The organism is Psychrobacter sp. 1176_08, assembly GCF_052850615.1.
Genome location: NZ_VXCU01000003.1, coordinates 312,654 through 326,270 on the forward strand (window position 1 = coordinate 312,654; position 13,617 = coordinate 326,270).

Annotated in this window: 12 protein-coding genes; 4 read left to right on the forward strand and 8 right to left on the reverse strand. The window is 44.3% G+C overall.

Annotated features, from left to right (window positions below):
* Positions 1–103: 103 nt before the first annotated feature.
* The 4 genes from FW759_RS05685 to FW759_RS05700 form a co-directional block, all read right to left on the reverse strand.
* Positions 104–700: a DJ-1/PfpI family protein gene (locus FW759_RS05685; protein WP_062844896.1), complete on the reverse strand. Its 597-nt coding sequence runs from the start codon at positions 698–700 to the stop codon at positions 104–106.
* Between the two features lie 177 nt (positions 701–877).
* Complete coding sequence (gene nth, locus FW759_RS05690; protein WP_062844895.1) at positions 878–1,573, reverse strand: endonuclease III; 696 nt, start codon at positions 1,571–1,573, stop codon at positions 878–880.
* A 98-nt stretch (positions 1,574–1,671) separates the two neighbouring features.
* On the reverse strand, positions 1,672–2,526 hold the full coding sequence (locus FW759_RS05695) for an RnfABCDGE type electron transport complex subunit B (protein ID WP_062845957.1): 855 nt from the start codon (positions 2,524–2,526) through the stop codon (positions 1,672–1,674).
* A 337-nt stretch (positions 2,527–2,863) separates the two neighbouring features.
* Complete coding sequence (locus FW759_RS05700; RefSeq protein WP_446442402.1) at positions 2,864–3,760, reverse strand: LysR family transcriptional regulator; 897 nt, start codon at positions 3,758–3,760, stop codon at positions 2,864–2,866.
* A 92-nt stretch (positions 3,761–3,852) separates the two neighbouring features.
* Here FW759_RS05700 and FW759_RS05705 point away from each other — a divergent pair, with 92 nt between their 5' ends.
* On the forward strand, positions 3,853–4,788 hold the full coding sequence (locus FW759_RS05705; protein ID WP_062844893.1) for a DMT family transporter: 936 nt from the start codon (positions 3,853–3,855) through the stop codon (positions 4,786–4,788).
* A gap of 22 nt (positions 4,789–4,810) precedes the next feature.
* Here FW759_RS05705 and nudC read toward each other — a convergent pair whose 3' ends face one another.
* From nudC to dnaQ, 3 genes are all read right to left on the reverse strand, one after another.
* Positions 4,811–5,806 (reverse strand): NAD(+) diphosphatase, encoded by a 996-nt coding sequence (gene nudC / locus FW759_RS05710; RefSeq protein WP_062844892.1) that lies wholly within the window; start codon positions 5,804–5,806, stop codon positions 4,811–4,813.
* A gap of 129 nt (positions 5,807–5,935) precedes the next feature.
* A complete protein-coding gene (locus FW759_RS05715) occupies positions 5,936–7,618 on the reverse strand; it encodes a hypothetical protein (protein ID WP_062844891.1) in 1,683 nt (560 codons plus the stop codon).
* 144 nt (positions 7,619–7,762) lie between these two features.
* Positions 7,763–9,406, reverse strand: a complete 1,644-nt coding sequence (gene dnaQ / locus FW759_RS05720) for a DNA polymerase III subunit epsilon (protein WP_062844890.1) — start codon at positions 9,404–9,406, stop codon at positions 7,763–7,765.
* A gap of 401 nt (positions 9,407–9,807) precedes the next feature.
* Here dnaQ and FW759_RS05725 point away from each other — a divergent pair, with 401 nt between their 5' ends.
* From FW759_RS05725 to FW759_RS05735, 3 genes are all read left to right on the forward strand, one after another.
* On the forward strand, positions 9,808–10,359 hold the full coding sequence (locus FW759_RS05725; protein ID WP_228139846.1) for a hypothetical protein: 552 nt from the start codon (positions 9,808–9,810) through the stop codon (positions 10,357–10,359).
* Between the two features lie 81 nt (positions 10,360–10,440).
* A complete protein-coding gene (locus FW759_RS05730) occupies positions 10,441–10,746 on the forward strand; it encodes a hypothetical protein (RefSeq protein ID WP_062844889.1) in 306 nt (101 codons plus the stop codon).
* 339 nt (positions 10,747–11,085) lie between these two features.
* Positions 11,086–12,363, forward strand: coding sequence for an LD-carboxypeptidase (locus FW759_RS05735; protein ID WP_446442403.1), 1,278 nt, complete (start codon positions 11,086–11,088; stop codon positions 12,361–12,363).
* Positions 12,364–12,517: 154 nt separating this feature from the next.
* Here the strand turns inward: FW759_RS05735 and FW759_RS05740 are convergent, their stop codons facing one another.
* The gene (locus FW759_RS05740) at positions 12,518–13,516 is read right to left on the reverse strand and encodes a GlxA family transcriptional regulator (protein WP_095570307.1); all 999 of its coding nucleotides are present in this window, start codon (positions 13,514–13,516) and stop codon (positions 12,518–12,520) included.
* Between the last annotated feature and the right edge of the window lie 101 nt (positions 13,517–13,617).

Here is a 13,617-nt window from a genome sequence, read left to right on the forward strand (position 1 = left end):
AGAAAAATAAAAGATGAAAAAGAATCAAAAAATTAGCGTATTTTAACGTGTATCGAGGCAAAACTCTAGCGATGGATAGCATTATGAGGTAACCAAGCCTTGATCAAGGGCGATAAAAGTCATCGATATCACTATTTTCTTGCCAACGATATTCGGTATAGGTGGCAATGTGACGTGCGGTCTCTACATCATGTCTGTCAGCAATAAAACCGAGTGCCATGTCCATGCCAGCACTCACACCTGATGACGTATAAAACTTATCATCGACTACCCAGCGTGCTTGCTTTATCCAATGGACGTTATCAGATTGCAATATTACCCATTGCCACGACAGCTTGTTAGAGGTGGCGCGCTTGCCATTCAAAACTCCTGCCTTAGCCAACAAGGCGCTACCAGTGCAGACGCTAAGCACCCAATTCGCTTGTTCGACAAGCGCTGTGATGATCTGCAAAAAAGACTGGTTTTGCACCAATTGCCTAGTACCCATCCCGCCTGGCACCAATAAAATATCAGTCTGATCGTCTAATTTTGTGACGGCAGTCGTTTGCATAGCAACACCATGCTTGCTGCGAATAATACCACCAGTCATCGAGGCAAATTGAATGCGATAATACTCAGGCATACTTCCAAACATCTCGATAGGCCCAAACAAATCCAAAGTTTCAAAGTCGTCAAACAGCAATGCGGTGATCGTATTCATTTGATTCTCCTTAATATGACAATGATTTTTATAACGATAAGTAACCATCCATGGCAACTAGAGTTCAAAATTTTTGCTTTACCTATTGATATAAACGATAGGGTAATTTATCGAAGTGGTAATGATAGCCTGACGTATAATCCATCGTTACGGGTTGAAACGCTATAGGTCAAAAAGTTATAGTTCTAAAAACGTGGCTTTGTCTTTAAACATACACTCGCCATAGACAGGGCAGGCGCCGCATTTCGGTGTGCGAGCTTGACAGGTATAGCGACCGTGCAAAATAAGGTAATGATGCGCATCAACGATGAAGTCGTCTGGAATACGTTCAACCAGTTTTTCTTCTACAATCAAGACGTTTTTACCAGTGGCAAGCCCCGTGCGATTGCCGACGCGAAAGATGTGCGTATCGACCGCCATCGTTGGTTGTCCAAACGCTGTGTTTAAAACCACATTGGCTGTTTTACGCCCAACGCCCGCTAGTGACTCTAAATCTTTGCGATTATCAGGGACAGTGCTATCAAATTTCTCAATCAAATCGCGGCAGGTTTTGATGACGTTTTTGGCTTTGGCGTTGTATAAGCCAATGTTTTTAATGTACGCCTTTAAACCGTCTTCACCCAATGCCAATATCGCTTCAGGTGTATTCGCTACTGGATACAATTGCTGGGTAGCAATGTTGACACTCACATCCGTTGCCTGTGCAGACAATATGACGGCAATCAATAACTCAAAATTGCTGGCATAATTGAGTTCAGTAACTGGTTCATCAATTGTCGCCGCCAGTTTTTCAAAAAATGGACGTACATCACGATTGGGCATTCTTCTCGATGGCGGTGTATCGGCTGTTTTATGTTTGACAGTTTTACTCATAATATTTTATTAATGAATGTTATTGGGCAATGAATGAGTCAAGCTCTTATTTTGGCTATTTTATAGCAATTCAACAGCGCGTATTGTGTATCAAATGATTAGAACTGTAAAAGCTCGGCCTGTAGCGCCTCAAGCTCAGCTTGCTTTTGCTCATTGGCACGAACGCTCAGTTGTTTTTCCAGTTTCTTGATCTTAGTACGTAATTTGGCCGCGGCAATGGTATTTTTTGCTTGAGTCTCACTGATATTGAGAGATTGGCTCGCTGCATTGTTCAGTTTGGCCTCTACCATGCTGACCACTGGTCTGCTATTGCTGCTATCTGCAAGCTGTTCGGTCACTCGTCTTAAATGCGTGTGATAGCGCAGTCTCAAATCTTCTTGCTCGGCTTCTCGCTCAGAGACAGAAACCTCGCGCTCTATCGTGACCAAGTCAATACAATCAACGGGACAAGGCGCGATACATAGCTCGCAGCCAGTACAGAGGTCAGTAAATATGGTATGCATGTGTTTACCAGTACCAACAATAGCATCAACGGGGCAAGCAGGAATACACTTGGTACAGCCAATACAGTCATCCTCACGAATCACCGCACGCACCTCAGTAGGTCTGGCAGAGGCAGTATCTATTGGCCATTGAGAGGGAACGGCTTTAAGGGGTATCTTATGAGTGTTAGGATACAGAATCTGAGCGATGGCGTCAGTGACGGGTTGCCCACCAGGTACGCATTTATTGTGTGGCTCGTTATCTAAGACGATGGCAGCGGCGTAGGGCAAACAGCCATCTGGATGCTCACAAAGACCACATTGAGTTTGCGGTAAACAAGCATCAATACGTGAAATTTTTGCTTGTACATCAGTAGGCAGGGTGTCAATGTGCAATGACGTAAACAAGATGGGGAGGTCTGCCAAGCGAGTTTGTTGAGCATCTTGAGAATGGGTGTCGGTTTGGGACATGGTATTGCAGGCCTTAATATCGGTCATTATCAAAGGTTGTCTCCTATATCTGTCAATAAAGAGACAGACAAGTGACTATTACAAAAGGCTATTAATTGGGCACTTTATCGGTATATCACAAGTTTGTGTACGGAGGTTATATGGTCAATAGCAACCAACCCAGCTATAGCGATTGCTCTTTTGCCGCGAAAGATTAACACATTTGAAGCTCTAACACAGTATAGTCAAATACTAAGATTATGAGGGTAAAATTAAAAAATCATGACGAGAGCATGAGGTATTTGGCTCAAAAGTGATACTGATTATCAGCATGAGAAAACAATCATTGTCGAAGCGCCTACTCATCAAAGCACTTGAGCATAAAATCGATTAATAAATGCATACGATAAGGCATGTTATCACGGTCGCGATAGAGCATCTGACAGCCTCTTGGTTGGTTATGCCAATCGGGTAATACCTGTTGTAAATGTCCTGACGCTATCAAAGGCTCAGCATCATAATCGGGAATAAAACCCAGACCAATACCAATACCGTCTGCGATAGCCCTTGTCAACAAGCTGATGTTATCGACCTTTAGACGGACATTGTGCATTGGCTGGTGTGCTTGTACCTCACCTGTTGTGCGATGTTGCAGATGCCAAGTCGACATAGGCGTACACAATACGGTAGGGTAGCCTGTCAAATCGCTGGGTACGTGAATAGCAGAGATATTGGTATTACTTGAGGCACAAATCATAAAGCGAATATTGGTCAGCTGTCGTCCAATCCAATGATCAGCACTGTGCTCACCGATGCGAAAAGCGATATCAATGGCCTGTGCTTCTATATCAATGGTTTGATTGGATAGTCGCAAATCCAAATGGATATCTGGATATTGCTTTAAAAAGGCATTGAAATAGGGTGCCAAAATATCGCTGCCAAAGTTGACAGGGGCACTGATTCTAATCGTACCTTTGGCTTGGTTTTTATCTTGTAATAAGCAAACCGCGACGTTTTCTAATTCGTCAAACAGATGGGCGCTACTTTTATAATACTGTTGTCCTGCATGGGTTAGCTGTACGCGATGCGCATCACGATTGAGTAATCTGAGTGCCAGATCGGATTCTAATTTGGCAACGCGGCGGCTCAATGTTGATAGCGGCATATCTAGCGTGACAGAGGCTTGACGAAAGCTGCCGTATCTGACAACGGCGCAAAAGCTGCGCATGTCATCGAGGGAGTAGTTAAATTTCATATTCGGAATCTATGCTCTCGTTATTGCTTGTTTATACCGTATTTAAAATATATACACTGGTGGTTATCTTTTCGCAAGTTTTTGGATGTAATATGAGCCGTTCCGCGAATACCAATGCCGTACTATGTCTGTTACTGTGCACGTTTTTTTGGGGTGCAAGTTTCCCTGTTGGCAAACATGCTTTGGGAGAGGTCAATGCCTTAACCTTAGTCATGTGGCGCTTTAGCATTGCCGCTGTGTGTCTGTACCTTTATGCAAAATATAAGCACATGCCAATGCCGAATCTCACGCCAAAACAGTGGGTGTGGGCAATTGGTGTGTCCATCATTGGTGTTGGTGGCTTAAATCTGGGTCTGTTCACAGGCTTGGCTCAGACCAATGCTAATAATGGTGCGTTGATTATGGCCCTCAGCCCACTAGTAACGTCCTTGATTGGTTCTGTGGCGCAGCGTCAGTTTCCTACCAAGGGCGCGCTGTTTAGTTTGGTGGTTTGTCTCTCTGGAGTGCTACTGGTACTGACCGATGGCGCATTTGCCAAACTATTGGGGTTTGAGTTTAATCACGGCGATCAAATGATCTTTTTGGGCATGCTGTGCTGGAGTCTGTATACTTATCTGACCCAAGGCATTAGCCGCTGGATGCCAATGATTCCTTATACCTTGGTTGGTATGCTGTCAGGTCTGGGCGTCATCTCGCTGATGGTACTGTTTAGTGCAGAGGTGCACCCAATACAAGAAAGCCTAGTGATCAGTCGTGGCGTTCTTGTTGATTTGATATTTATTGGGGTCTTTGGCACGGTTGGCGGTTACCTGTTGTGGATTTCTGGCGTGAAACAACTTGGTGCTGCCAATGCGTCTTTATTCTTTAATTTTGTGCCCGTTTTTGCAGCGCTGACTGCATTCGCTTACGGTCAGCAAGTCACAATTTTACAGTTGGTCGGTATGATGATTGTCATCGCTGGATTACTAATACCCAGACTGTTCAAATGGCAACAGGCGCGTTTGGCAAGCCGAAAAGCCACTGTTTAAGTGAGATAGATAAACCAAACGCTTATAAGCTCACGCCTTGTTCATGAGCGACCAGTGCAATCAACTCATAAGCAATACTGCCTTTAAAAGGAATTTGGGGCAGGTTTGAAATATCAAAAAAATCTGCGTGGGTCAGCTCTTCTTCTTGAATAACGATATCACCCTCTGCATAAGTGGCTTTAAAACCAAGCATTAAGTTAGAAGGAAACGGCCAAGGCTGACTGCTTACGTAGCTTATATTGGTCACACTGATATTTACCTCTTCTGCGACTTCGCGTACCACGGCATGCTCCAAACTTTCACCTACTTCGACGAAGCCAGCAATCAAACCATACATGGCTGGCTGCTTTTGCACGCCATGGCGTCGATGCTGTGCCAGTAAGATTTGCATTTCTCCCGTTTTCGGATTGGGACGAGTGATGGCAGTGATGACACATGGCTGGACACGAGGATACTGGCGCAACTGACATACGGGACAGACCATCGCGCGTTCGTCCGTTTTAGTATGAACGGCAGGCGTGGCACAGCGACTACAAAACTGTGTATCTTCTTGCCAACGCAATAGCTGTATGGCTTGGCTGATTTGAGTAGATAGTGCAATAGGCAGCTGGGTAATGAGCTGTCTATAAGGCAAAAAATCGTATCCGCTATGGTCAGTTATTGTTGGCAAGACAATATTGTGTGCTAGGGCATAGGCATCAGTAATGGCGCTGGTGCTTTGAGCTGTGAAAGTGTCGGAATCGAAAGGATGGGCTTGAAAAGGATCAGAAGTAAAACCATCAGTCTTAGTCGCTTGATGGCCAAATTCAACGGAATTTTTTGGCGAACTATCAGTCAACCAATGATTGGGTGCCAGGCTCTCAAGTAGCGCCACTCGACCAATTTGATAGGTTGGCGAATGCTCGCTATCTTCTGAATGTGGAGCAGACTGCGGTAATTGAACCTGCAATGGCCACCAGCCATCAGATGTTTGATGACATAAAAGAGTGTCATCACGAAATACGAAAGCATGGGTCATATACGACATTCCAAAGCATTAAAAACAAGTTTGTAGTACGTGACATACAAACTTGTTTGAAGTAATAAAAATATAGAAAGTTCTATCGTAATGAAGAGTTAATGACATTACGATCAAACTGTATCGACACTAGGCTGCCAATAACGCGCTTAAGCTTTGTTGACCGACATTAAGCGCCTGCTTACTGACAGGACGATTGTATTCCAAACCTTCTAAATGATAATCAACCGCCATAATAATATCGGCAATATAGGACAGGGTATCATCTTCTATGCGACGTCCACTTTCGATACGCTGTTCAATATAGTTAGCCAATTGACTGAGCATGCTGGCGGGGGTTGGCAGTTGCAAAAAGCGTACAGCTCCTGATACTTGGCGCATCATCTCGGGTACGTTTTGAATATTCAGTAAATCTCGTTCTGGCTCAGCCAAATAGTCAGTGATGGCTTGTTCGGCACTGGCAATCGCGGTACGACTCTCTTGTATCAAGGTATCATTGGCAGTATTGAGCTGATGCAATGAGATATGAGGGTTGTTCAATGGCAAATAAATAGCGCCTGGGGTATGTGTTTCTGCCATCGCGATGGTGGCATTTTCGGCATGCATCAAGGCCAATAATAAATGATCAAAATCCTCAGGTGCAGGCGCTCGCCAATGCTTGACCGCTTGTGCAGCTGTACTGAGACTGCTGGCGGCACTTGTTAGACCAAGCAGTCGTAGTGCTGAGCTCAATGCAGTAAGTTCGTCAGTAATCTGTGCTGTCTGCATGTCAGCAGGATTAATGGAGTCACCGCGAGCGTAACTGTCTACATCTTCTTTAATTGTGTTGATTTGGGTTTGAATAATCGTGTTTAAAGTATCAGTCAACGTACGATTAGGCCCAAATAAAAAGCGCTTCATCTGTTCAATCTGAGGCCCTTCTAATTGGTTGTCAGCGTACAGTTCACGCAGTTGCTGCGCCTCAATAGTGTTACGCTGGCACGCAAAGCTGACCAAATCAGCAAAACGTCTATCCATCACTGGTAGATAGCTTTGGAATTGTTGCTCCAAATAAATAAAGATGTGTTTTTGACTCAAGGTCAGCGGCAACAGGGTGGCGATATCAGTGACAGCGGTATTGGCTGCTTGCCAAAATAAGCTGTCGGTCTTTGAGGCAATCAGCGCACAGGCCGCACTCATGGCATCGACTTTTTGTTGCTCATCTGGGCTAATGTTGCCATCTTGATTGAGTAGAACCACGCTAAGCCCACTACGATAGGCATAGGTCAACAATTCGTTATCGATATCGAGCTCTTTGAGTGGCTGAAAGTTGCTTTCAGGATTGGCAATAATAACGCTACTGCTACCAAAAGCAGAAAAATAATCTGCTGAAATAAGGTTTTGGTGACTATGAGCGTTCAGTTTGTTGATCACTGGCAATAATAAAATGGGCTCTACCGACTCCGTCAATAGTACAAATTCGACATAACGCTCAAGTGTCATAATGGCTTCTGATAGATCCATAATCAAATCGATATCATTATTATCACCATTGTCATAAAGACGCTGCAATCCATTGGCAATAGCTGTATTTAAGACTTCAGCACCGACCAAAGAGATCAGTTTAAAAATATAAGATAACTGCTTTAGGACAACGATAGAATCTAGCAGTAAAGGTGCCTGACTGTCATCGTCATTGAACTCACCCAGATGAATCTCGGCATCTTTTAGCGTTACGATAATCTCATCATGCAGCAAATGTAGTGAGGGTAGATTGAAATCAGTGATACTAAGCGTGGGAGCGGTTAATTTCATTTGCGCAGACTGGTCCATAGTTATTTTTCCATAATGTACTGATGAGAATGGCGATGGGTTAGATAATGCTAAAAGTAGGTATGGGTGCTGTTTTAACGCTGATTATAATCATGAATGCTGTACTGTAGAATTGGTAATATCAAAAACGGTCACGATCGATAACTACATATGGGCTTTGAGCTCAGGGTAGTCCTCTGAAAGCGAGGTGTACCACTGTTGGTTTGCGTCTTCGTCTGTGCTTGACGCCAGCAATAAAGCGGCTAGATCGCTAAAATTTGCATGGGCAGTTTGTCCGCCCTCAGTTTGTGCATCTTCCTCAATGGCAAGCGTGACCTGCCCACCTGTCATCGCTAAATATACTTCAGCCAAAATCTCTGAGTCAAGTAAAGCACCATGGAAAGTACGATCTTGCTTACCCACATCTAAACGTCTTACTAAGGCATCTAGGGTGTTTTTTTGCCCCGGATACTGCTGTTTTGCCATGGCCAAAGAGTCAGTCACTCGTACCCGCTCGGCAAAGTCATTGAGACCAACTTTAGCAAACTCCATGTTTAAGAAGTTCATATCAAACGAGGCGTTATGGGCGATGATTTCTGCCCCATCCATAAAGTCATATAGCGATTTTGCCACTTGATCGAAGGTTGGCTTATCCGCTAAAAATGCCTCAGAGATACCATGAATGCGAATGACTTCCTCATCCATACCGCGCTGTGGGTTAATATAGACATGCAGTTTTTCGCCAGTGAATTTACGCCCAACCATCTCGACGATACCAACTTCGATGACACGATCGCCTTTTAGCGCATCAAGTCCTGTGGTCTCGGTATCCATAATCAGTTGACGGTCAGATTCATGACGATGTTTTGGTTCAGGTAGCAGCGGCTTAAAGTGCGGATTGGCACGACTGGTATCACCATCGAATTTGACACCATCATCCGCTACCTCTGACAGTTTGCCTTCATTCATTGTATCGGTCATTGGGACAGATGTTGGTACATTCATTGGTACATGGGCTTCTGGCATATCTATGGTACTCATTGGTTTGGTCGCATGAGGCGGTGTATGAGCGTGTGCTTCATAGCGATTTGTGTCTATTATAGCGTCTTTAGCCATCATATTATTGTCATTGTTATGACTTTCTAGTGGCTCATTATCAAGCTCTTCATCAAGTTCGTTCTCTTCCATATCCAGACCTAGAGGGTCAAAACTTAACCAGTCATGACCAGAAGCCGCTGATGCATCGTCAGTCATTATGGACACTTTTTTTTTAGATAAATTCTGTGTGTGCAGGGCTGATGAATGATCGCTACTGGAGGTGACGCCTAGGTTTGCCAATTCGTCTGCTTTTTCGTTGCCGGTATGTCCAGCATGACCTTTTACCCAATGCCAATCAACATCACGTTTTTGGGTCAACGCATCCAATTGTTGCCAAAGATCTTGGTTGGCCACAGGTTTTTTGCCCGCTGTTTTCCAGCCTCTTTTTTTCCAGCCCTCGATCCATTCTGTAATCCCTTTTTGGACATAACTTGAGTCGGTCCAAATCTCAAGTTTTTGCTCAAGAGGACTGTGCATCAGTGCTTGTATGGCACCCATCAACTCCATACGGTTATTGGTCGTCTCTTTATCACCGCCATATAAATCTTGCGTGCTACCATCGCTGAATATAAGGTGCGCGCCCCAGCCACCAGCACCAGGATTGCCCTTACAGGCACCATCCGTATAAGCCACAGTGGTATTCGCTTTGGCGGCCAATGGATTCATCGTGCTATTTGTGTTCAATGAGGGTATGTTGCGATTGTCTGACATAAAAATATATTGACCTGATAAATGCTAAATAAGGGAGAGAAAGAAAAGCGGTGCTACGGTGAGGGTTACGATAACGACCTATCTAGATGCTGGGTTTGAGTATAACAAATCTATCGCTGATATGGGCAGTCGTCATGTACAAAATCGCGAACTCATAGATGCCTTTTTATATGACAATTTATAGGATAATAGTAACCTGCTGGTTTTCTGTTAAAATAGCGTCAACTACCAAAAGCTTCCCATAAAAATAGGGATTTTGGGGCAACAAACAGTAGCCATAAATGGCAGAATGTTTGTACCACAACGCTTTAGTTACTGTACTGTTTAATAGCCATGCTATTCAATAGTAATGCTCTCAACACACGCTCTTAACGCATGAATAAATGCAGGATAATCCGATTATGTCCTTATGCACAAACGTTGTTTCAAACAGATTGACGCATCTTACCGTTAGCTTGGCTGTGAGCAGCATGTTATTTTTGACGGCTTGTAATGATAGTAATATACAAACCGAGACACAGGTGGCTGAGGCAGTCGATTTGTCTATCTTTGAAGGCTGCTATACGGTAAGTAATGATGAGCCTGCCCAAATAAAAGTAAGTCAACAAGATGGTGCTTGGGTGATGCAAATGAAAGAGCCTGCCAGTGCCAAGCGCGTTTGGGACAACCCTGAGCCATTAGAGATGATTGAAAACAGTGATGTCTCAAAGTTCTTTTCTATTGATCCTAATAATGTCGATGCCGTGATTGGCCGTCCTGATAGGGTGCTGGTACTGGCTCATGTCAAATCTGCGTACGCCAATATCGACCCACTGCTAGATAGTGAGTACTTGTCTTATATCTATCGCGGTGCCAATACGATCTATCGTGTGGAATGTGATGACGTCAATACTGATATTTTGGCCAATCCTCATGCCGATATTATTGTCGATAATGTGAATGAAAGTGTGTGAATAAGTGGTATTTAACTGCTATTCAACTGCTATTGAATATTAATCATCGTTTGTTATAAACCGTCATCAGAGTCAGGCAATATGAATTTTTTTAGTTATGTGGTGTTGGGTGGATTTTCTTATGCAGCAGGTTGGGTTATAAGAACGTATGTTTTGGACAAAAAACCCCAACCCGAGCAGCCTTACAATCTAAAACATCCGACGATTTTGGCGTACTTGGGTATATTCTTTATTGCTATGCTGATTGTCTCATGGCTTATTGGTCGTTATGCGTTGGGACATGCCACCATCGATCTGCCTTTTATTATTGTGAATAGTCTCGTTGCCACCTTTGTCTGCTCATTCGGTCTCAATCCCGAAAAAGCCAATTATGATGTGCCTGATTAATATTCATAGACAATTAATAACGCACAATCAATTGGATATAGTAAATAACCAATAAAAAGCCACGACCGATACCGAATTATCGATCTTGGCTTTTTTGCTATATAAACATCATGAAGTTTATATAAAAAGACGCTTTTTATATCACCATTCATTTGCATTATTGGCAGCCTTTTTTATGTTGGATCTTACAATCCAAGCAACATTATCGTCACAGTAGCGAAAAAGTAAATACGGGCAAGGGTTGGGCAACCATACTCGCGAGCAGGCACGTTATAATCCTGTCTTTTATAGCTGATGAAAATAACAACTAAGACAAAAGTAAAAAGGAAGCCGCAAGATATGGTCTCAAAGACACCGTGGACACAGGATGCTACCACTACCAAAAGCCAAAAATCCGCTTCAGTGACGAATGCCAAAACTGGACTGAATCGCAGGCAGTTTTTGCGTCAAGTAGGGATAAGTGCAGGCACAGGATTGTTAGCCGCTCAAAGCATCTCTCAAGTACTGGCTGCCAATACCATGGATAAAAATAGCAGCACGTCACTGACCAAAGATGATCTGCCATTGGTGCAAGATGGTGCGTCGTCGCAGACGTCCCTAACCATAAGCTGTATTACGCCCACTATCGAAACGCAGCTTTTTGCCAGCTCTAATGTGGGCGGCAGTGATGAGCGCAATCAATTGGCGCTGGATCGCGTGGCGTGTGCAGGGTTTAAAGTAAGCAATCCTACGATCACCAGCCGGCAATATTTGCGCTTTGCAGGTACTGACTCACAACGTGCCAGTGATCTTCAAAATATCGCGACTGGTGCAATAGCGGCCCCTAAATTGCTACTGGGCGTACGCGGTGGCTATGGTGCGATGCGCTTATTACCGATGATTGACTGGTCGATGCTTGGTCGTATCATGAAAGAGTGTGGCACGATACTCGCAGGATTTAGTGATGTGACCGCCATTCAATGTGCGCTACTGGCAAAAGGCGACATGAGCTCGCTTGCGGCCCCAATGCTTTATAGTGAGTTTGGCAAAATCAACCCCGATCAAGTGACTTGCCAACAGTTTGCCAATGCCTTGAGCAATCCTAATTTAACGATTAGTATTGAAGATGCGTCTTTAACCAGCCAGCAGTTACCCAGCATTCTGACAACGGGCGTGCCAAAAGCGGTGCGCGGTACTATTTGGGGCGGTAACCTGAGTGTGGTCTCTGCGCTGGCAGGCAGTGAGTATTTACCACGGATTGAGGGTGGGATTGTGTTTTTGGAAGATGTAGGCGAGCAAGCTTATCGCATTGAGCGCATGTTATATGACTTGTACTTAGCGGGCATATTTAAGGGTCAGCAAGCGATTGTATTTGGCGCATTGTCTGGTTCGGGTGAGGACAGCTACGATAAGCGTTACGATGTTGCCACTGTGGTTCGTCAGTTGCACAAGTTGACAGGGCTGCCCGTTTATAGCGGTATGCGATTCGGTCATATTGGAAAAAAACACAGTTTTCCGCTAGGCGCGACGTGTCAAATCAGTCCCAATACCAGCGGCGGCTATCAATTGGCGTTCACCGAGTATCCCACGATTAAAGCCGATGCGATTCATGTCGAAGGGCTGTGGCAGAATGTTTAAGAGCTCAACAATACTGTAGTCGATTCTCAATAAAACAGAGACACTACATGTCAACGCTGAACTGAAATAAATGTTTCTTGCTTGCTGTGCCTTTACAGACAGAGGTTAAGAAAAATTTATTCCAGTCCCGCTAACTCATTTTTATACTAAATCGTTAAATCGCTAACCGTGAAAACTTGTCTTGGTATTCTTTGGGCGTCAACTCGGTAGTGCGTTTGAACAAGCGTGTGAATGACGAGATGTCCTCATAACCCACTTGATCCGCCAGAGATTTTATCGTCACATCGCCCGATTCTAATAGGCGTTTTGCTTGCTCAATTCTAACCGCTTGAATGTACTCAATGGGGCGCATGGCCACACAAGATTGAAAGCGTCGATTTAAGGTGCGTGGGGTGATATTGACCATACCAGCCAACTGACTCACTTGAATGGGTTTATTAAAATTTTCTTCTATAAATTCTTGTACCTGCTTGACTAGCGGGTCGGCATGCGGTTTGTGCAACGTCACATTTGTATAGCTGTTTTGGTTGCCGCGCTTACTATCGATAATCTGAGTTCTCGCCACCTGCGTAGAAATCTCACGTCCGCAATAGCGCTCTATGAGTAATAAGCCCAAATCATAAAAAGCACTGCCGCCTGCGGCACAAAAGATATTGTCTGATTGGGTCACGAACTGATTTTCCTGTAAATCCACGAGCGGGAAGTCTGCCTTAAACTTACTCGCATAACCCCAATGCGTGGTGGCGATCTTATGATCTAGCAAACCTGCCTTTGCCAAAAAAAACGCGCCACTACAGTTACTGGCGATATCTGCGTTGGTGTCAGCGAGTCTGATGAGATGGGGCAACAACTCACGGTTTTGTGTTAACACCTTATCGATCGAATCACCAATGGTCGGCACCAGCAATAAGTCGCATTCCATCACGTCTTGGATATCACAATGTGCCCGCATCATTAAGCGATTGCTACAGCGGATATCGCCGCCGCCCAAACTCGCTATCTGTACCTTAAATCTAGGCGCTACGTCCTCACCTAAAAATCGCTGCCAGCTGACCCCAGTGAACGAAAACAAGTCCAAGGCACCAGCGAGCACACTACCCAGCACGCCATCGAAGCCAAGAATAATCACTGTAAACGGTTGGAAGTCGGGCATGAGTTTTCGTTTTCCTTTATTTATTGCCAATACTATAGTTAAGTTCATATAAAAAAATACAGCGAGACGGGGATAAATTTTTTGTCGCCTCTGTCTGCGAA